At 66.7% G+C, this 19,204-nt stretch carries 15 protein-coding genes; 9 read left to right on the top strand and 6 right to left on the bottom strand.

Annotated features, from left to right (window positions below):
* Positions 1 to 82 precede the first annotated feature (82 nt).
* The 4 genes from O5K31_RS12245 (at position 83) to O5K31_RS12230 (ending at position 6,712) form a co-directional block, all read left to right on the top strand.
* Positions 83 to 1,645, top strand: coding sequence for a Do family serine endopeptidase (locus tag O5K31_RS12245; protein WP_269713880.1), 1,563 nt, complete (start codon positions 83 to 85; stop codon positions 1,643 to 1,645).
* Positions 1,646 to 1,738: 93 nt separating this feature from the next.
* Positions 1,739 to 2,410 carry a response regulator transcription factor gene (locus tag O5K31_RS12240; RefSeq protein WP_269713879.1) on the top strand — a complete coding sequence of 224 codons (672 nt, stop codon included), beginning with the start codon at positions 1,739 to 1,741 and terminating at the stop codon, positions 2,408 to 2,410.
* A gap of 14 nt (positions 2,411 to 2,424) precedes the next feature.
* Positions 2,425 to 3,831 carry a sensor histidine kinase gene (locus tag O5K31_RS12235; RefSeq protein WP_269713878.1) on the top strand — a complete coding sequence of 469 codons (1,407 nt, stop codon included), beginning with the start codon at positions 2,425 to 2,427 and terminating at the stop codon, positions 3,829 to 3,831.
* A gap of 4 nt (positions 3,832 to 3,835) precedes the next feature.
* Entirely contained in the window at positions 3,836 to 6,712 is a 2,877-nt protein-coding gene (locus O5K31_RS12230; RefSeq protein ID WP_269713877.1) for a bifunctional [glutamine synthetase] adenylyltransferase/[glutamine synthetase]-adenylyl-L-tyrosine phosphorylase, read from the top strand.
* Here the strand turns inward: O5K31_RS12230 and O5K31_RS12225 are convergent.
* A complete protein-coding gene (locus tag O5K31_RS12225) occupies positions 6,709 to 7,146 on the bottom strand; it encodes a pyridoxamine 5'-phosphate oxidase family protein (RefSeq protein WP_269713876.1) in 438 nt (145 codons plus the stop codon). The genes O5K31_RS12230 and O5K31_RS12225 overlap by 4 nt on opposite strands.
* Before the next feature lie 92 nt (positions 7,147 to 7,238).
* Entirely contained in the window at positions 7,239 to 9,293 is a 2,055-nt protein-coding gene (locus O5K31_RS12220) for a TonB-dependent siderophore receptor (protein WP_269713875.1), read from the bottom strand.
* 54 nt (positions 9,294 to 9,347) lie between these two features.
* On the opposite strand from O5K31_RS12220, the gene O5K31_RS12215 reads away from it, so the two are divergent.
* On the top strand, positions 9,348 to 10,502 hold the full coding sequence (locus O5K31_RS12215) for a DUF1624 domain-containing protein (RefSeq protein ID WP_269713874.1): 1,155 nt from the start codon (positions 9,348 to 9,350) through the stop codon (positions 10,500 to 10,502).
* 23 nt (positions 10,503 to 10,525) lie between these two features.
* Here the strand turns inward: O5K31_RS12215 and O5K31_RS12210 are convergent, their stop codons facing one another.
* Positions 10,526 to 11,584 (bottom strand): NAD(P)-dependent alcohol dehydrogenase, encoded by a 1,059-nt coding sequence (locus O5K31_RS12210; protein WP_269713873.1) that lies wholly within the window; start codon positions 11,582 to 11,584, stop codon positions 10,526 to 10,528.
* Positions 11,585 to 11,733: 149 nt separating this feature from the next.
* Here O5K31_RS12210 and O5K31_RS12205 point away from each other — a divergent pair, with 149 nt between their 5' ends.
* Positions 11,734 to 12,630: a LysR family transcriptional regulator gene (locus tag O5K31_RS12205; RefSeq protein ID WP_269713872.1), complete on the top strand. Its 897-nt coding sequence runs from the start codon at positions 11,734 to 11,736 to the stop codon at positions 12,628 to 12,630.
* Positions 12,631 to 12,688: 58 nt separating this feature from the next.
* Here the strand turns inward: O5K31_RS12205 and O5K31_RS12200 are convergent, their stop codons facing one another.
* Positions 12,689 to 12,946 (bottom strand): DUF2171 domain-containing protein, encoded by a 258-nt coding sequence (locus tag O5K31_RS12200; RefSeq protein ID WP_269713871.1) that lies wholly within the window; start codon positions 12,944 to 12,946, stop codon positions 12,689 to 12,691.
* A 179-nt stretch (positions 12,947 to 13,125) separates the two neighbouring features.
* On the opposite strand from O5K31_RS12200, the gene O5K31_RS12195 reads away from it, so the two are divergent.
* From O5K31_RS12195 to O5K31_RS12185, 3 genes are all read left to right on the top strand, one after another.
* Complete coding sequence (locus O5K31_RS12195; protein ID WP_269713870.1) at positions 13,126 to 13,500, top strand: BlaI/MecI/CopY family transcriptional regulator; 375 nt, start codon at positions 13,126 to 13,128, stop codon at positions 13,498 to 13,500.
* Positions 13,497 to 15,251, top strand: coding sequence for a M56 family metallopeptidase (locus tag O5K31_RS12190; protein ID WP_269713869.1), 1,755 nt, complete (start codon positions 13,497 to 13,499; stop codon positions 15,249 to 15,251). Before O5K31_RS12195 ends, O5K31_RS12190 begins: the two co-directional genes overlap by 4 nt.
* 392 nt (positions 15,252 to 15,643) lie before the next feature.
* Positions 15,644 to 16,006 (top strand): helix-turn-helix domain-containing protein, encoded by a 363-nt coding sequence (locus O5K31_RS12185; RefSeq protein ID WP_269713868.1) that lies wholly within the window; start codon positions 15,644 to 15,646, stop codon positions 16,004 to 16,006.
* Between the two features lie 40 nt (positions 16,007 to 16,046).
* On the opposite strand, the gene O5K31_RS12180 is transcribed toward O5K31_RS12185, so the two are convergent.
* Both O5K31_RS12180 and O5K31_RS12175 read right to left on the bottom strand, forming a co-directional pair.
* The gene (locus O5K31_RS12180) at positions 16,047 to 17,708 is read right to left on the bottom strand and encodes an AIPR family protein (RefSeq protein ID WP_269713867.1); all 1,662 of its coding nucleotides are present in this window, start codon (positions 17,706 to 17,708) and stop codon (positions 16,047 to 16,049) included.
* Between the two features lie 145 nt (positions 17,709 to 17,853).
* On the bottom strand, positions 17,854 to 19,194 hold the full coding sequence (locus O5K31_RS12175; protein WP_269713866.1) for an amidohydrolase family protein: 1,341 nt from the start codon (positions 19,192 to 19,194) through the stop codon (positions 17,854 to 17,856).
* Positions 19,195 to 19,204: the final 10 nt, after the last annotated feature.

The raw sequence follows: 19,204 nt of genomic DNA, 5'->3' as shown, positions 1-19,204 counted from the left end.
CCTTTGCTCCCCGAGGCATCGCACCTAGGTTCTCTGCGAGACAAAACGCCCGGCCGAGCCGGGTTCGAGGAAAGAGACGAGAATGGCCGCAAGGAAGACCGGAATCATCGTGGGCGCCGTGGCGGGCGCGGGCGTGGCCTGCGCAGCCCTGGCTGGCGTGGGCTTTCGAATGGCCCCAGCCGCCGCCGACTCGCGACCGGTGCTGATGAGGACGTCGGCGACCACGCCGATCTTCGCGCCGCCCCCGGGCGCGCCGATGTCCTTCGCAGACATCTTCGAACAGGTATCGCCGGCGGTGGTGTCGATCGACGTCACCTCGCGCGCCGATCCGCGCACCCTGGCCCAGCGTATTCCGGGCCTGCCGCAGTTCCTGCTGCCGCAGCAGCCGCAGGGCGAGAACGATGACGGCGAGGGCCAGACCCAGCAGGGGCAACCGCGCCTGCCGCGCCAGCAGTCGTCGGGTTCGGGCTTCTTCATCTCCGAGGACGGCTACATCGTCACGAACAACCACGTGATCGAGAACGCCGAAGAGATCACCGTCACGCTCAAGGAAGGCGGCGAGCTGAAGGCCACCGTCGTCGGCCGTGACGAGGGCACCGACATCGCCGTGCTGAAGGTTCAGGGCAAGGCGGGGGCCAAGTATCCGTTCGTCAGCTTCGAGAACGCGGCCAAGCCGCGGGTCGGCGATTGGGTCATCACCATCGGCAACCCCTTCGGCCTGGGCGGCACCGCCACGGCCGGCATCATCAGCGCCTATGGCCGCGACATCGGCGAGAACTTCGTCGACTTCATCCAGATCGACGCGCCGATCAACCGGGGCAACTCGGGCGGCCCGACCTTTGACATCTATGGCCGGGTCATCGGCGTGAACACGGCGATCTTCTCGCCGTCGGGCGGTTCGGTGGGCATCGGCTTCGCCATCCCGGCCGACCTTGTCGAGAGCGTCTCCAAGCAACTGATCAGCGGCGGCAAGGTCACCCGCGGCTATATCGGCGCCACCATCCAGGCGTTCACCGCGGAATCGGCCGAGGCCATGGGTCTGGGCGACCAGCGCGGCGCCATCATCGCCGACCTGGTTCCCGGCGGTCCCGCCGAGCGTGGCGGCCTGAAGCCTGGCGACGTGGTCACCGCGGTCAACGGCGTCAATATCAAGAGCAATGGCGAACTCACCCGCGAAGTGGCCAAGGCCAAACCGGGCGAGAGCATCGTGCTGAACGTGCTCCGCGAAGGCCGCCGCATGACGGTGACCGTCAAGTCGGGCACCCGCCCGGCCGAGAGCGAGCTGAACGCCCAGCCGGACGATGGTTCGGGCCAAGGCCGCGCGACCCCCGACTCGCCCGCCGCCGCGCAAGCGGTGCTGGGCATGCAGCTGGTGCCGCTGGACGACGGCGCCCGTCGCCGCTTCAACCTCGACGCGACCGTGCGCGGGGTGGTCGTCGACAGCGTGGCGGCCAACTCTAACGCCGGCGAACTGGGCCTGCGCCGCGGCGACGTGATCACCAGCGTCAACACGCGCGCGGTGTCCACGGCGGCCGAGGTCTCGGGTGCGGTCGAAGCGGCCCGAAAGAGCAATCGCACCAGCGTGTTGCTCGGCGTGGTTCGTCAGGGCCGTGCGCTCTACCTCCCCTTGAGGATTACGAACTAGACTTCTACGACGCGGGAGTGAGTCGCTCCCGCGTCGTAAATCCATCGGCGAGGGGATCGCCCACGACCTTTTGAGCACTGGGGGGCTCAAGCCATGCGTATCCTGATCATCGAAGACGATCTGGAGGCGGCTGACGCCATGCAGCGCGGCCTAGCCGACGCGGGCTACGAGTGTCAGCATGCTCCGGACGGCGAGGCGGGCGTGAACGCCGCCCGCGATGGCGAGTTCGACGTGCTGATCGTCGACCGCATGATGCCCAAGATGAATGGGGTGGAGGTCGTTGAGACCCTACGCCGCGAAGGCGACGGCACCCCGGTGCTGTTCCTGTCGGCTTTGGGCGAGATCGACGACCGCGTGGTGGGCCTGAAGGCCGGCGCGGACGACTATCTGGTAAAGCCCTATGCCTTCGCCGAGCTGATCGCCCGGGTCGAGGCCCTGTCGCGCCGTCGCGAGACCGGCGCCGTGGCCACGACGCTGAAGGTCGGCGAGCTGGAGATGAACCTGATCGGCCGCACCGTGCATCGGGCGGGCCAGGAGATCGACCTGCAGCCGCGCGAATTCCAGCTGCTGGAGTTCATGATGCGCCACGCCGGCCAGTCCGTGACCCGCACCATGCTGCTGGAGAAGGTGTGGGAGTATCACTTCGACCCCCAGACCAACGTCATCGACGTCCACATTTCGCGTCTGCGCTCGAAGATCGACAAGGGCTTCGACCGGCCGATGCTGCAGACCGTGCGCGGGGCGGGTTACCGCCTGGACGCTTAAGGCGGTAGGCGCTCATGCGCCTTCCCAGGCTCCTCCGGACCACGCCGTTTCGGCTGACGCTGCTGTTCCTGGCGCTGTTCGCGGCGGCGGCGGCGGCGTTCCTCGGCTACATCTATATCGCCACCGCCGGCGAGGTGAACCGTCGCGCCGACAAGGAGATCAGCCGGGAGATGGAGTCGCTGCAGGCGGCCTATCGTCTTGGCGGGCCCGACGCGCTCAACCAGACCCTAGTCGAACGGTCGGTAGGCGAGCGGCCGTTCCTGTACCTGCTGATGACGGCGGACGGGAAGCGACTGTCGGGCTCCATCGAGGAAAGCCCGGTCGCGGACTTCGAGGGCCACGACGAGAAGTGGACCACCTTCACCGTCACCGAAACCGACCTGGACGGCGCCGAGATCAAACGGCCGGCGCGGGGCTATCAGGTACGGCTGGACGGCGGGGAGATCCTGTTCGTGGGGGCGGACGTCGGCGAGTCCGAATCCTATGTGATGAAGATCGTCCGGGCCCTGTGGGGCGCCGGAGCGCTAGTCATCGTGCTGGGCCTGGCGGGCGGGGTGCTTATCAGCCGCAATGTCAGCCGCAGCATGTCGGGCTTGGCCGAGGTGGTGAACGCCGTGCGCGGCGGCGATCTGAAGGCTCGCGCCCAGGTGCGCGGCACGCGCGACGAGTATGACGAACTGGCCGAGGGCCTGAACGACATGCTCGACCGCATCGAGCGTTTGATGGGCGGTCTGCGCCACGCCGGCGACGCCATCGCTCACGACCTGCGCTCGCCGCTGACCCGCCTGCGGGCGCGGGTGGAGGTGGCCCTGATCGAGGCCGAGAGCGGCAAGGGCGATCCTCTCAAGGCGCTGGAGCAGGCCTTGGAGGACACCGACGGGGTACTCAAGACGTTCAACGCCGTCCTGGCCATCGCCCGACTGCAGGCCGCTGGCTCCGCGCCCGATCCAACCGTGTTCGACGCCGCCGACCTGGCCAACGACATGGCCGAGCTCTACGAGGTGATGTGCGAGGACAAGGGCCAGACCTTCGACTCCGAGATCACTCCCGGCCTGGCCATCAAGGCCAACCGCGAGTTCATGGCCCAGGCCCTGGCCAACATCCTCGACAACGCCATCAAGTACACGCCGGAGGGCGGGGCGGTGATGCTGCGCCTGCGTCGGCGCTCGTCGGGGGACATCGAGTTCTCGGTCACCGACAACGGACCGGGCGTGCCTGAAGCCGACCGTCCGCGGGTGGTCGAACGGTTCGTGCGCCTGGAGCGCAGCCGCAACCAGCCGGGCGCCGGCCTTGGCCTGTCGCTGGTTTCGGCGGTGGCGGCGGCGCATGGAGGCCGTATCGAGCTGGCCGAGGGCGCCGGGGAATACGACGGCCGCGGCCCCGGACTGAGAGTGGCGTTCATTATTCCGCCGCTAGGCTGACGCCATGAGGCTGGTCGAGCTGATCCAACCCTGCGGGCCGGTCGTCGATCCCAAGGCGGCCGAGCGGACCCACGAAATCCTGGCGCGGGCGGCGACGGCGGACGGTTGGATCGCCACGCTGGAAGCCGCCTGGCCGTCCCTGGCCCCGGTGTTCTCGGCCGCGCCTTATCTGGCGGGACTGGCGCGGCGACGGCCGGCCAGCCTGCGCACGGCGCTGGAGGGTGATCCCGCCTCGTGCGTCGAGACCATCATCGCCGAAACCAAGGCAGCGGCGAGCCTGGAGCTGGAGCCGGCGCGCGAACGCTTGCGACAGCTGAAGGCCGACCTGCACCTGACCACGGCCCTGGCCGACCTGGGCGGGGTGTGGGAGCTGGACGCGGTCACCGGCGCCCTGACCAAGTTCGCCGACGCCTGCCTGTCCTCGGCCCTGACCCTGGCGGCGCGGGCGGAGGTGGCGCGCGGCGCCCTGACGGGCCTGGGCGAGGGGGCGGCGGGGCCGGTCCCCGGTCTATTCTGCATCGCCATGGGCAAGTACGGCGCGTTCGAACTGAACTACTCGTCCGACATCGATTTCTCGATCTTCTACGAGCCCGAGGCGCTGCCGCTGGCCCCGGACGCTGAGATGGAGACGGTGACGGTGCGCATCGCCAAGGCGGTGGCGCAGATCCTCCAGGACCGCACCTCGGACGGCTATGTCTTCCGCATCGACCTGCGGCTGCGGCCCGATCCGTCCTCGACCCCGCCGGCCATGACCGTGGACGCGGCCATGGAATACTATGAGAGCGTCGGCCAGAACTGGGAGCGGGCGGCGCACATCAAGGCCCGCAGCGCGGCCGGCGACATCGCGCGGGGCGAGGCCTACATCAAGGGGCTGCAGCCGTTCATCTGGCGCAAGAACCTCGACTTCGCGGCCATCGCCGACATCCATTCCATCAAGCGCCAGATCCACGCCTACAAGGTGGACGAGCGCCTGACCGCCAAGGGCGCGAACCTGAAGCTGGGGCGCGGAGGCATCCGCGAGATCGAGTTCTTCGTCCAGACCCAGCAGCTGATCCTGGGCGGGCGGCGGCCGAACCTGCGCGGGCGGCGCACCCTGCCGGCGCTGGAGGCTCTGACGCAGGAAGGGCGGGTCGATCGCGAGACCTGCACGGCGCTGACCAAGGCCTATCGCGACCTGCGCGCCCTTGAACACCGGGTCCAGATGATCGCCGACGAGCAGACCCACAAGCTGCCCGAGAGCGACGCCGAGCGTAAGAAGGTCGCCGCCCTGTGGGGGCACGGGAACCTGCGCAGCTTCGACGCGGCGGTGGGCCGTATCCTGAAGGACGTCAACAACCGCTACGGCAAGCTGTTCGCCGGCGAGGAGGAGCTGTCCTCCAAGTTCGGCAGCCTGGTGTTCACGGGGGTCGAGGACGATCCGGCGACGCTGGAGACGCTCAAGCGCATGGGCTTCTCCAATCCCGAGCGGGTGTCGCAGACGATCCGGGGCTGGCACCATGGACACGTGGCCGCCACGCGGACAGAACGGGGACGCGAACTGCTGACGCGGCTTGGCCCGCGCCTGCTGGACGCCGCCCAGGCGACGGGGGCGCCCGATGCGGCGTTCAACCGGTTCAGCGACTTCTTCGCCGGCCTCAGTTCAGGCGTGCAGATTCAGTCGCTGTTCCTGGCGCAGCCCAAGCTGTTCGAACTGATCGTGCAGGTCATGGCGTTTACGCCTCGGCTGGCGACCACTCTGGCGCGCCGGCCGGCGGCCCTGGACGCCCTGCTGGATCCCAGCTTCTTCGGCGCCATCGAGATCGACGCGGCGCCGAAGCTGAACCTGGAGGACTTCGAGGGTTCGATGGACCGCGTCCGCCGTTTCCACCGAGAGCAGGCGTTCCGCGTCGGCTTCCGGGTGATGAGCGGATCGGTCAGCGCTTCCGACAGCGGCCACGCCTTCGCCGATCTGGCCCATGCAGTGATCCGGGGCCTGGCGCCCGCCGCCATGGCCGAGACCGTGCGGCAGGGCGGCGCCTTCCCCGGCGGGGAGGTGGCGGTGGTGGCCCTGGGCAAGTGCGGCTCGGGCGAGATGACCGCGCGCTCGGACCTGGACCTGATGACCCTGTATCGTTCCGACGATCCGGCGGCGATGTCGGCGGGCAAGGGTTGGGGGGCGGAGGTGTTCTTCGGCCGCTTCACCCAGCGGCTGATCGCGGCCCTGTCGGCGCCGACCGCCGAGGGCGAGCTGTACGAGGTCGACATGCGCCTGCGGCCCACGGGCAGCAAGGGGCCGGTGGCGGTGAGCCTGTCGTCCTTCGACCGCTATTACGAGGAAGAGGCAGAGGTCTGGGAGCTGATGTCCATGACCCGGGGACGGGTGGTGTGGGCCAGCTCCGAAGCCTTCGCACAACAGGCCCAGGCCTCCATCGAAAAAGCCCTGCGTCGCCCCCGCGATCCGAAGAAGACGGCCAAGGCGGTGCGCGAGATGCGCGCCCTGATGGCGCGCGAGAAGCCTCAGAAGGGCGATTGGGATCTGAAGCTTGGTCCTGGCGGTTTCGTGGATATCGAATTCGCCGCCCAGCACCTGCAACTGATCCACGCGGCGGACGGCGGGCCGCTGAACCAGAACATCGCCGACAGCCTGGCCGCCATGCGCGAGGCGGGTCTGGCCGACAGCGACGCCCTGTCGAAGCTGGAGGCCGCCTGGGACCTGCAGCAGGCGGTGCAACAGGTGCTGAAGGTGGCGCTGGACGACTATGCCGACCCGGCGCTGGAGCCCAAGCCGTTCCAGGCCTTGCTCGCCCGCGCTGGCGGCGCGCGCGACCTCAAGGGCCTGAAGACCCGCATCGCCGCGGCGCAGAAGGAAGCGCACGCGGCGATGAAGGCGGTGGTGGGTTAGGGGACGGGGACTTCGCCCTCATCCTCGCCGTCCCAGTAGTGGATGCGGGTGGCGTGGACCTTGAGCAGGGCGACGCCAGGCGTTTCGGGACCTTCCGGCCACCAGCGCTCCAGGTCCTTGTTCCAGTGCTCGGCCAGGATCGCCTTGTCCTTGACGATCTCGACCTCGCCTTCGACGGACAGGAAGATCGGGGGCTTGCCCAGCAGGCCCTTCGAGCCTTGGGCCGACAAGGTCACCTTGGGGTTGGCGCTGACGTCGGCGAAGGTGCGCGACTCCTCGTCCACGAAGAACCAGCTGTCGCCGTCATACTCCACGTCGCGGTTATTGCTCATCGGCCTGCCCGCGATCTGACCGCCGTCCGTGTGCGTGTTCAGCATCACGAAGTCGATGTCCTTCAGCGTCTTGGCGACGTCCTTGATGTCCATTCCGCTCATTCGCTCACCCAATGTCTGGCCGCCCGGTCGACGGTCGAAACACGGAAAGCGGACGACGGCGCGATTGTTCCGCGCCGCCCCCTGTCGAGCGTCTAGAGCGCCACCTTCACCGAGGCCCTGACGGTGCGCGGCGCGCCGGGGAAAATCCAGACCGGGCTGTAAGAGCTGGCGGCGTAATGCTCGTTAAACAGGTTGTCGGCCTCGAGGCGCAGCGTGACCCGCTGGGTGACGCCATACTCGGCCGCCGCCTTAGCCTTCCAGTAGGCGGGCAGGCGCACGCCACTGCCGTCGATCGCGGCGGCGCGGTCGCCGATGTGGGCCATCCCGGCGGTGAGGGACCATTCCGTCCCGTGTGCGGTGGGGAAGCGACCGACCGCATAGAGGGAGCCGGAGTGTTCGGGCACGTTCAGCACGTCCTTGCTGGCGAAGGCGGCGTCGTCGGCCTCGGCGTCGGTCCAGGCGTAGTTGCCGATCACCTGCCACGTCTCGCCCAGGTGCCAGGCGGCATCGAGCTCCAACCCCCGGGTGGTCAGCTTCCCGACCGGAGCCAGGAAGTTGGGGTCGGTCGGATCGTTGGTGAGGATGTTGCGCTTTTCGATGTCGAACCAGGTGGCGTTGATGTCGAGGCCGTCCCAGGCGCCGGACAACCCGATCTCCCAGCCCTTGCCTTCCTCCGGCGCGAAGCCGGCGCCGTTGCGGTCCGTGCCCGAGTTCAGGACGAAGGACTGGCCGTAGCTGGCGTGCAGGGTCCAGGCGCTGGTGAGGCGATAGCGGCCGGCCAGGCGCCAATCGACTGGACCGCCGTCGGCCTTGCCCACGGCGCCGGTGCGGTTGTTGCGGATTTTCTGGTGGTAGTTGTCGTAGCGCAGACCGCCCACCAGGCTGAACCGGTCGCTGACCTCCCACAGGTCCTGAGCGTAGAGGGTGACGACATCGCGGGTCTCCCGGTTGTCGGTGAACGGCGCGAGGGTCGGTTGAGGGCCGCCATAGACAGGATTGCGGACATTGATCAGATAGGGCGCGGCGGCGGTCGGATTGCGCCGCATCCAGCGTTCCTGAAAGTCCATCGTGTAGGCCTTCACGCCGAAGCCCAGGTGGTGCGTCCCGGCGGCCAGGAGGCGGCCGTTCAGCTCCAGGCGGCCGGAGATGTCCTGGGTGCTGAAGTCCCGCTGGCGGCGCTGGCGCCAGAGGTTGTCGCCGACCAGGCGCGAGTGGTCGCTGGACAGGCCCTTCAGCGTGCCTTCGCGATAGGCGAGGCCGCCGTTCAGTCTCCAGTCCTCGTTGATATGCCAGTCGCCGGTAAGCTGATGACGCTCGTTGCGGAAACGGGTGGTTCCGTCATTCGGCTCGCCGAAGAAGCGCGAGCGCGGCACGGCCAGGGCGTCGCCGTTCAAAGCGGGCAGGCCGCGATCAAACGGGGTGTCGAACCGGGTGAACTCGCCCACATAGGTCAGGCGCAGGTCGTCGGTCGGTCGCCAGGTGAGGGATGGGGCGATGGCGAGGCGGTCGAGGTCCACGTGGTCGCGCCAGCCGTCGCTATGCTCGGCGGCCACCACCAGGCGGGCGGCCAGGTCTTCGCTCAGCGGGCCGGTCAGATCGATCTCGCCTCGGCGCAGGCCGTAGGAGCCGGCGGTGGCGGTGACCTCGAAGGCGCGGTCGAAGCGGGGTGTCTTGGAGACGATGTTGACGCGGCCCGCCGGGTCGATGTCGCCGAACAGGGCGCCGGCGGGGCCTTTCAGTATCTCGATCCGTTCGGCGGTGGCCGGATCGCGGGGCGGGGCCAGCCCACGGTTGGCCAGGAAGCCGTCGACATAATATTCTGCGCCGCCGTCGGGGGTGCCGAGGAAGCCGCGGATGGCGAAGTTGTCCATGACGCCGCCGCGGTTGTTCTGTTGGCTGACGCCGCTGACCAACTCCAGCGCATCGGCCAGACGCGTCGCGCCCACGGCCTCCAGCAGGTCGCTCTCCACAGAGCGGGACGAGGGCGACATGCGCTCGGTCACCGCGCCCGCGCTCAAGGTCACGTCCCGTGCCGCGCCCCTGCGGCCGAGGATCACGATCTCGCCGACGGAATGGGCTGGATCGGCCTGCGGCGGCTCCGCGGCGGCCAGCAGACACAGGCCGGCGCAGGTGGACAGGAAGGACACGGGCAGCTCCATTTGTAATGTTATTACATATCAGCTACTGGCTTGGCTGTGATGATGTCAACCGCTCCTCTCGCCGGCGTCGCCGCCGGCCGTATCCGCTCCATCGACGCCCTGCGCGGGCTGGTGATCCTGTTGATGCTGGTCGATCACGCGCGGGAGCTCTTCTTCATCCACGCCCAGGTGTCGGATCCGATGAACCTGGAGACGACCTCGCCGGCGCTGTTCTTCACGCGGCTGTCGGCGCACCTGTGCGCGCCGGTGTTCGTGGCCCTGACGGGGCTGGGGGCGTGGCTCTATGGCTCCAAGCAGGGCGGAGCGAAGGCGGCCTCGGGGTTCCTACTGAAGCGGGGCCTGTTCCTGGTGGTTCTGGAGCTGACGGCGGTCAACTTCGCCTGGACGTTCTCGCTCACGCCGCCGGTCATCTACCTGCAGGTGATCTGGGCTATCGGCCTGTCGATGATCGCTCTGGCGGGTTTGGTGTATCTGCCGCGCGCGGCCCTGATCGCCGTGGGCGTGGCCCTTGTGCTGGGGCACAACCTGCTGGATCCCATTACCTTCGCCGAGGGCCAGCCCGGCCGCACGATCTGGGCGATCCTGCATGACCGTGGCTTCATCGATCTGCCGTGGGGCGGACGGGCGCGGACGTCCTATCCGCTGCTGCCGTGGATCGGGGTGGCGGCCCTGGGCTACGCCATCGGACCGTGGTTCACGCGGACAGGTGGCGAGCGACTGCGACGGCTGGTCGTGACCGGGGTAAGCATGTTGGCCCTGTTCGCCCTATTGCGGACGATCAACCTCTATGGCGACCCGACGCCCTGGGCGGCCCAGACGGAGCCGCTGCGCACGGTGATGAGCGTGCTGAACCTGACCAAGTATCCGCCGTCCGCCGACTTCCTGCTGCTGACCCTGGGTGTCGGCGCGTTGCTGCTGGCGGGGCTGGAGAAGGCGCCGGAGAAAGCGGTGACGCTATTGGCCGTGTTCGGCGGTGCGCCGCTGTTCTTCTACCTGATCCACATCTACGGCCTGCACCTGCTGAACCTCGCGGCGCTTGCCGTGCTGGGCCCGAACCAGGGCGAGGTGTTCAGCCTGCCTGGCGTGGGTTGGCTGTGGCTGCTGGCGGCGGCGGCCGCCGTTCCATGCTGGTTCGCCTGCCGCTGGTTCGCGGGCGTCAAGCGCCGCAGCCGCCAGCCCTGGATGAAGTATCTCTAGGGGGGCGGCCGCGGCTTGAGGCGTCAGGCGTCTTGAAGCGAGGCGTTGTCGATGACGAAGCGGTACTTCACGTCGCTGCGCTGCATGCGGTCATAGGCTTCGTCGATCTGCTGAATGCGGATCATCTCGATGTCGGAGACGATGCCGTGCTCGGCGCAAAAGTCGAGCATCTCCTGGGTCTCGGCGATGCCGCCGATCAGGGAGCCGGCGATCGCCTTGCGGCCAAAGATCAGCGTGCCGACGTCGGGCGAGGGGTGGGCGTGTTCAGGCACGCCGACCAGGCACAGGGTCCCGTCACGCTTCAGCAGGGCGGTAAAGGCGTCCAGGTTGTGGCTGGCCGCCACCGTGTTGAGGATGAAGTCGAAGGTCCCCGCGTGGGCGGCCATCTCCTCGGCGTTGCGCGAGACCACGACCTCGTCCGCGCCCAGGTCCAGGGCGTCCTGGCGCTTGGATTCAGAGGTGGTGAAGGCCACCGTGTGCGCGCCCATGGCGTGGGCCAGCTTGACGCCCATGTGGCCCAGGCCGCCGATGCCGACGATGCCGACCTTCTTGCCGGGGCCGGCCCTCCAGTGGCGCAGGGGCGAATAGGTGGTGATGCCGGCGCACAGCAGAGGCGCGACGGCGGCCAGTTGCTCGGTCGGGTGGCTGATGGTCAGGACGAAGTCCTGGTCGACGACGATGCGGTCCGAATAGCCGCCCAGGGTGTGGCCCGGCGCGTCGTTGGTCGGGCCGTTGTAGGTGCCGACGAAGCCCGTGCCCACGCAGTACTGCTCCAGCCCCTCGTCGCAGGAATGGCAGTGCTTGCAGCTGCCGACCATGCAGCCGACGCCGACGATGTCGCCTTCCTTGAACTTAGCGACGCCGGAGCCGACGGCGGAGACGCGGCCGACGATCTCGTGGCCGGGCACGCAGGGATAGAGCGTGCCGCCCCACTCGGAGCGGACGGTGTGAAGGTCGGAGTGGCAGACGCCGCAATAGGCGATCTCGATCTGTACGTCGTTGGCGCCCGGATCGCGTCGAACGATGTCCATGGGTTCGAGGGGTTTATCGGCGGCGTAGGCGCCGAACGCTTTGGTGGTCATGGGGGAGGCCCTCGCGTGAAGTCGAAAGGAATGGACGGCGGTCGCCCGTCGTCGGACCGTGAAGTTAAGCCCTGGCCATTGCTGCGATAAGCCGGAGAATGTGGCATGCAGTTATGAGGTGAATTCATAACTGGTTCCGGATACCCGCCATGGCCAAGGCCAACATCAACGACCTGTCGGCGTTCGTGGCCGTGGCCCGCCAGCGCAGCTTCACCCGGGCGGCGGCCAATCTGGGCGTCTCGCAGTCGGCTCTGAGCCACACCATCCGGGGGCTGGAGGCGCGGCTAGGCGTGCGGCTTTTGACCCGCACCACGCGCAATGTCACCACGACTGAGGCGGGCGAGCGTCTGCTGCTGACCATCGGGCCGCGGCTGGACGAGATCGATGCGGAGCTGGCGGCCCTGAGCGAGCTGCGCGACCGGCCGGCGGGGAACTTCCGGATCACGGCGACGGAGCATGCGGCGGCCACGGTGATCCTGCCCGCACTGCGCCGCCTGTTGCCGGCGCATCCGGATATCAATGTGGAGGTGGTGGTCGACTACGGCCTGACCGACATCGTGGCCGAGCGGTACGACGCCGGCATTCGCTTTGGCGGCACGGTGGCCAAGGACATGATCGCGGTGCAGGTCGGTCCGGACCTGCGGATGATGGCGGCGGCGTCGCCGGCCTATTTCGAAGGCCGCCCCAAGCCCCGCACGCCCCAGGACCTGACGGCCCACAACTGCATCAACATGCGCCTGCCGACCTATGGCGCGCTCTATGCTTGGGAGTTCGACGACAAGGACGGGCGCGAGCTGCGGGTCCGGGTCGAGGGGCAGCTGGTGTTCAACAGCGGCGGCCTGATCATCGAGGCGGCCCTGAAGGGCATGGGCATCGCCTGCCTGCCGGACGCCATGCTGACCGAATATGTGGAGCGGGGCGAGCTGGAGCCGGTGCTGACCGACTGGTGCGCGCCGTTCGCCGGCTATCACCTGTATTACCCCAGCCGCCGTCAGCAGACCCCGGCCTTCGCCCTGCTGGTCGAGGCGATGCGGTATCGCGGATGAGACAGCCGGTCCCGGTGATCGCCGCGTGGCTGCAGGACGTGGCCGCCGAAGGGCGCTCTTAGTCGGAGATCGCTTCCCCGCCCTCTTCTTCCTCAAGGAGCGCGGCATTGGCGGCGGTCGCAGAGAGGCGGATCTTGTCGCCTTCGATATCGGCGACGAGGCCGGCGGAGATGTAGTGGTGATGGTCGCCGTGCGAGCCGCTGTCGGCCCGGGTCAACTTGATCCGGTCACCTTCGACCTTGTCCACGGTTCCCAGGTGGACGCCATCGGCGCCGATGACTTCCATATGTTCCTTGATCGCGCTGAGGTCGGCCATGAGCGTCGGTCCTTCTTGAGGGGGTGAAGTGAACCTTTCAACGGGTGGCCGGATCGCGTGTTCCGTTGCGTTGTGACGGGCCAACCCGCCTTACCGCGAGTTCATGTTCGCCGCCCCAATCTTGCCACAATTCGCTACGCATGTAACGCTACACATGTAGCGAACTGCTGGAGCGAGCCGTGATCGAATCCCTGCCCCGACGCGAGAGGGAAGTGTTCGAGATCCTTTGCCGGATGGAGTCCGGCACGGCGTCCGGCGTTCGGGCCGCGTTGTCCGATCCGCTGAGCGACTCGGCGGTGCGCACCATGCTGACGCGGCTGGAGGCCAAGGGTCTGGTCACCCGCGCGGACGGGCTGTTCAAGCCGGTCCAGAGCACCGAGGCGGTGGCGCAGGGCGCCCTTCGCCGGATGGTGGACACCTTCTTCGCCGGATCGGCCGCCAACGCCGCCACCGCCCTGCTGGGCATGGGCCAGCGCCTGACGCCCGACGAGGCCGCGGCCCTGGAAAAAGCCATCGACGAGGCGCTGGAAGGCAAGGCGGGGGCGCGCAAGTGATCAGCTGGACCTTCCTTCTCGCCCTGCTGGTCAAGTCCAGCCTGATCGCCGGCGCGGGCCTGGCCGCCGCCCGTTGGCTGGCGCGGCGCCCGGCCGACCGGGTCGATGTGCTGCGGGCCACGGTGGGGTTGTTGCTGTTGCTGGCCCCGGCCATGCTGCTGATGCCCGCTCTGGAGTTGTCTCTACTGCCGGCCATGAACGCCGCCCCGCCGCCGACATCGGTGACGGTGGAGTTGTGGCCCATCGCGGCGGTGCAGGCGCCGATCCCGGCCCTGCTTTGGCCGTCGGCCGCCATCGTGGCGGGGGTCGTGTGGCTGGTCGGCATGACGGGGATCGCGGGGCGGTTCGCCCTGGGCCTGACCGTGCTGTCGCGCTGGACCCGCAAGGGGCGGCCCGTGGACTGCCCCGCCTGGCTGGCGGCGATGGACCGGCTGTCGCCCGACGCCGCCCGGCCCCGCCTGGTCAGCAGCGAGCAGGTCGCCAGCCCGCTCAGTTGGGGGCCCACGCCCGGCGCCATCCTGGTCGACCCGGCCAGCCTGTCACAGCCGCAGTCGGCCCCCGCCATCCTGGCGCACGAGCTGGCTCACCTGCGGCGCGGGGACTGGATCTTCCTGCTGCTGTCGCAGGCGGCCCTGGCCCTGTTCTGGTTCAACCCCCTGGTCTGGCGGCTGCACGCCGTCCTGGCCGAGGCTTCGGAAGAAGCCGCCGACGCCGCCGCCCTCGAGACGGTGGACAAGAGCCTCTATGCCCGGGCGCTGGTGCGCCTGGCCCTTCAACCCGCGCCCATGGCCGCCATCGCCATGGCCGCCGACGCGCGCACCCTCAAGAAAAGGATCGCCAGCATCATGGCCGACAACCGCCCCCGCCGCCGTCCGATGACCGTGGCCCTGACCGTCGCCGCCCTCTGCGCCGCCGCCGCGCCCCTGGCCGCCCTGGACATCAGCCGCGAGGCCTATGCCGAGATCGCGCCCCTGCCGCCCATGCCCCCAATGCCGTCCGTTCCGGCGGTCGCCGCCCTGGGCGTGAACCTGGCCGAGCTGGGCGTCGCGCCGCCCCCGCCGCCTCCGCCGCCCGCGCCGCCGGCTCCCCCCGCGCCGTTCGCTGTCGCCCAGGTCGGCGCTGTTCCGGCTCCCGCCGCGATCCCGGCCCCGCCCGCGCCTCCAGCCCCGCCGGCCCCGCCCGCGGCGTTGCCGCGCCAGACGGGGAGCGTTCACTACTATTCCTCGCGCGAGGCCACGCCCGAGGAGCGCCAGCGCGCCGAGGAGGCTCGTCAGGCCGCCGTCGAAGCCCGCCAGGAAGCCGCCGAGGCCCGTATTCGCGCCGCCGAGGAACGGGCCCGCGCCGCCGAGGCCCGCGCCGGGGCCGTTGAAGCCCGCCGCCGCGCCGACGGCGACCGCGCCTTGGCCGACGCCGCGCGCATCCAGGCCGACGCCGCCCGGGTTCAAGCCGACAAGGCCCGCGAACTGGGCGAGCGCGCCCGGGAACTGGCCAAGCGCCACGTGGCGGAATCCCGCGTCCACATGCGTGACGGCGCCGAGCAGATGCGCCGCGGCGCCAAGCAGATGCGCGAGGAGGCCGCCCGCCTGAGGGACCCCGCCTATCGCGCCAAGCAGATCGCCGAGAACCGCGCGCGCGGCAATGACGTCACCGACGCCGAACTGATCGCCCTGTCCAAGCGCCTGCCCGCCCAGGCCGACGACCTGGACAAGAACGCCGACCGCCTGCAGGCCAAGGCGGCCGAGGGGGTCTAGGGGGAGGCGGTTGACCGGTGGTCGGCGAACGGGCCAGATCGGCCCGTTCATCGGCGGAGGAAAGCCCCTGTTCTCCCAGAGTCTGTCCGTCCTTTTAGCCCTACTACGCAAGATCTGGGTGGCGCTTAGGCGTCGCCCCGCCCTTGCCTGGTTGGCGCGCTCAAAACGCGCCGTTCGTGTTGGGGCGGTGACTTGTGCGGTCGTGGCCCTGGGCGTCTCAATGGGCGCGCACACCTGGGCCGCGAGGGGATCGTCCTACACGCCAAATCCCCAAACGGGCCAAATCCACCGGATAAAGCTGGGCCGCGGCGCCACCGCTTTCTTTGTGACTAGGGATGTCCTCGACCGATACCTGTTGATCATCGGTTTGGCCTGCGGCGGGGCGATAGCCGTTGTGGTCTTTGCTTATCGCGGGATCGGCGAGAGACGCGACGGACCCTAGGCGACCGCCGCGCCGTTCACGCCCTGATAGGGCGGGCGGCGTCACCTTCCAGCAGCTCCAGAAATACGAGCGCGGGACCAACCGGATCAGCGCGTCAAAGCTCTATGAACTGGCCCAGGCCCTGACCGCCAGCCCGGCCGACTTCTTCGGCGACCTGCCGGGAACGCCCGACGAAGCCTGGTCCGCCGAGACCCGCCGCCTGACGGCCCTGGCCCAGCAGCCCGAAGGCGCGCGCCTGCTCACCGCGTTTGATCGCGCCCCGGAGCGGGTGAAGGGGGCGGTGATTGAGTTGGTGGAGAAGGTGGCGGGGTAGGGGGTCAAGTATCCTTGCGATTACAACTTCAGGTAGCCCTTTAGACGAAGAGCTCAAGCTGCTTACCGCTAATTTCTGCGGCGATCTTATCTTTCGTTTTGGGACTTCGGAACATTTGATAATGCGCTACCTGCTTGGTTTGGTCACATGCTTTGGCTACAATACCAATTGCTTTTCGAACCAGAGCGTCCATTTCTTCAGAAGGTGGAAATGGAGCGTTGTCTTTAGCTAAAAGTAAGCGTGCCGCAAATAAGATATACCAATGCCCGTATACCAAATACTGCATATCTCCTATGCTTTCAATATGATCTCCAAATTCATGGATCACTTCATCCCGAAGCTTTTCGATTAGCGCGTAAAATCTTACTACGCGAACAAGTTCGTCGATGTCATATCCATCATTGAATATATTTTGAAATCTATGATCGAATATAGTGTCTGAAGAAGTCCTGGCGCTATCCGGTTCCTTTAAATAATAAGACAGTATTATCTGTCCAAGCTTTAGGGCATCCAGGCGTGTGTGTGAGTCTTTGTCCGCATGCATATTTCTCTTTCGCTCGAAAAATATTCCGCGATCTAAGAGCGCTATCTCGAGCTTTTTTAGGACTGGATGATTTGACCGTAAATCTCGCCCGTGAATCCTGGCCTGGCTATTGGTAGCGACTGCTACGCGTTCGGCGATGTCGTCGCGATCTGTAGCATAGACGCGGATGCTTAGGACGACGTTGGCTAGGGATTCTGGATTGCGCGAGGCGGCCTCGACAAGTGAGTGGGATGTCTGCGCACCATTTACGATCTGGAAGCCGTCGATTTTGATCTTCGGATTTGGGTGGCCTTTATTGTACGAGAAATTCTTGCAGGTTATAGTGATGCCGTTATTCAGATACCAAAATAGATGGCTGTCCTGAGATATGGCAGTTTCTACAATTTGCGGGTTGTAACCAGAATTTACTCCCAGGAAGACGCGAAGGTTGTCATCAAATAGGTGACGTTTGACCGCGTTCCCTTCTGGATTAGTTATCAGGGCAATGAATGATCCGGCGTCTACGGTGGCAATAAGGCCTCGGACGTCCCCGTCCGTACGTTCGAGTATTTCGCGGCCTATAACTTGAAGATACCCAGATTCGGGAGCGCCGCGGTTTAGACCGAAATCTCTCACGAGATTCTCTGATGAATATTCTGAGAATCGAACTTGGCTATGTTGCGATATGAAGCTGTCCAGTGTTGACTTTGCCGCATCACCAAGGCCGGCGCCGTTGCTAACAAATATTATCTCGTATGAGCAGTAAGTGCCTTGTTCGTGAAGCGCCCAAATTCTTTCGATCGCCTCCCTTAGGCGTAAGTTACCACATCGCTTTAGCTCGTCGGATTTATTTACTAAATCTGAAACAAATGAAGTTGTTTTGAGTACTTCGTCAACATTTATCGTTTTTCCACTGCTATCAATTCTTTCTCTATGTTTTGCTTGAAAAATATATACAGTTGAAGAGTCTTCATCTCCCACGATATGAATTGCATCTACACCGCGATCATCTGGTCCGTCTGTGATGATCTCTTGGAATGGTGTCTCTTGGCTTGGAAAGTATTGCTCTAGGGCCAGCCACAGTACGCCCATTGTTGGGCCTTTGAGGGAGTGCTCATCCTGCGCTTTCCTAATTCGCGCAGAAATTAAATCCCAATCTAGTTTGCTTAAGGTGCCCAAGCTCGCCTCGCCTCGCCGCCCGATTGTGCAGCTTCAGCTTGATCGCTTTGCGTGACCACCTGCAAGACCTTTGTTAGGCGAGCTGCCTGTCATAAGGCCACAGCTAAAGACTAGGGCCTAGCTAAGGTTCTGGGCATTCTTTCCCTCACTTCACCCGCTTCCCATGCTTGACCACCATGTCGACCCGCTGGAGCAGGTCCATGTGTTTGAGCACATCCCCCTTCACCGCGATGATGTCGGCGTATTTGCCTTCGGTGATGGTGCCGTAGTCCTTGTCGGCCTTCATGGCGACGGCGGGCCAGTAGGTGGCGGCGCGGATGGTCTCGATGGGCGGGACGCCGAAGCCGTTCACCCACAGGTCCATCTCCTGCCAGGTGCTGCCCGAGTGGAACATCATCGGCACGCCTGAGTCCGTGCCGATCAGCAGCACGGCGCCCGAGGCGCGCAGTTGCTCGAACTTGCGCTTCAGGGTCGGGACGCGCTGGGGCACCTGCTGGAAATAGGCGATGCGCTCGGGGTGGGTGAGGGAGCCTTTGATGTCGGCGACGATCTGCGGGGGCAGGCCCTCGTGCCAGTCGACGGCGTCGACGAACTCGTGGTCCTTGATCCAGGCGGGGTAGTTGTTGAGGATCGAGACGGTGGGGGTCCAGTAGAGCAGGCCGGCGCCGCCGCTGCGGGCGGTGCGCTCGGACAGGGCCTTGACGATGTCCTCGGGGTATTCGGCCGAGGTGCCCAGGCCGGTGTGCTCGAAGACATCGACCCCGTATTTCAGGCCCAGGCGGATTTCATCCGGGCGGTGGGCGTGGCCGACGACCGGCAGCTTGTGGGCGTGGGCCTCGTCGACCACGGCCTTGATCTCGGCCTCGCTCATCTGGTCCACGTCGATCAGCTTGACGGTGTCGACCCCGGCGGCGGCGATGCGGCGCACCTTGGCGCGGGCGTCCTCGGGCGAGGAGACGCCCCAGCGGTAGTGTTCGGCGCCGGGCGGGGATTTCTTCTGGATGAAGGGGCCGGAGATGAACAGGGTCGGGCCGGGGATCTTGCCGCTGGCGATGGCGTCGCGCACGGCGATGCTTTCCTCCAGCGGGGCGCCCAGGTCGCGGGCGCCGGTGACGCCGGCCATCAGCAACTGCTTGGCGCCGGCGGGCATGATGACGTCGCGCTGGACGTCGCCCACATAGGTCGAATGCCAGTGCGGATAGTCCGAATGGCCGCTGAGCATCAGGTGGACGTGCATGTCCCACAGGCCGGGCATGACGGTCATGCCCTCGGTCGAGATGCGCTCCGCATCGGCGGGAATGGCCAGGGAGCCGACCGTGCCCACGGCGACGATGCGCTTGTCCTCGATCAGGATAACGCTGTCGCGGATCGGCTCGCGCAGGGTGCCGTCGATCAGGGTGCCCCCGATCAGCGCCTTGCGCTCCACGGCTTGCGCCGCGCCCGTGATGCTGAGCGCCGCAATGAGAGTCGCGACTAGTCGTTTCATGATGTCATCC

The organism is Caulobacter sp. NIBR2454, from assembly GCF_027474405.1.
In the GTDB taxonomy this organism is placed as follows: Bacteria; Pseudomonadota; Alphaproteobacteria; order Caulobacterales; family Caulobacteraceae; genus Caulobacter.
Note: the sequence above shows the minus strand (reverse complement) of the source record. Positions and strands in the feature narration are given on the sequence as shown.

What these genes read in the sequence shown, in the direction of transcription:
- O5K31_RS12245 (WP_269713880.1), top strand. Translation starts at nt 83, where the DNA reads ATGGCCGCAAGGAAGACCGGAATCATCGTGGGCGCCGTGGCGGGCGCG.
- O5K31_RS12210 (WP_269713873.1), bottom strand. Translation starts at nt 11,584, where the DNA reads ATGACCACCAAAGCGTTCGGCGCCTACGCCGCCGATAAACCCCTCGAA.
- O5K31_RS12205 (WP_269713872.1), top strand. Translation starts at nt 11,734, where the DNA reads ATGGCCAAGGCCAACATCAACGACCTGTCGGCGTTCGTGGCCGTGGCC.
- O5K31_RS12230 (WP_269713877.1), top strand. Translation starts at nt 3,836, where the DNA reads ATGAGGCTGGTCGAGCTGATCCAACCCTGCGGGCCGGTCGTCGATCCC.
- O5K31_RS12235 (WP_269713878.1), top strand. Translation starts at nt 2,425, where the DNA reads ATGCGCCTTCCCAGGCTCCTCCGGACCACGCCGTTTCGGCTGACGCTG.
- O5K31_RS12200 (WP_269713871.1), bottom strand. Translation starts at nt 12,946, where the DNA reads ATGGCCGACCTCAGCGCGATCAAGGAACATATGGAAGTCATCGGCGCC.
- O5K31_RS12225 (WP_269713876.1), bottom strand. Translation starts at nt 7,146, where the DNA reads ATGAGCGGAATGGACATCAAGGACGTCGCCAAGACGCTGAAGGACATC.
- O5K31_RS12215 (WP_269713874.1), top strand. Translation starts at nt 9,348, where the DNA reads ATGTCAACCGCTCCTCTCGCCGGCGTCGCCGCCGGCCGTATCCGCTCC.
- O5K31_RS12240 (WP_269713879.1), top strand. Translation starts at nt 1,739, where the DNA reads ATGCGTATCCTGATCATCGAAGACGATCTGGAGGCGGCTGACGCCATG.
- O5K31_RS12175 (WP_269713866.1), bottom strand. Translation starts at nt 19,194, where the DNA reads ATGAAACGACTAGTCGCGACTCTCATTGCGGCGCTCAGCATCACGGGC.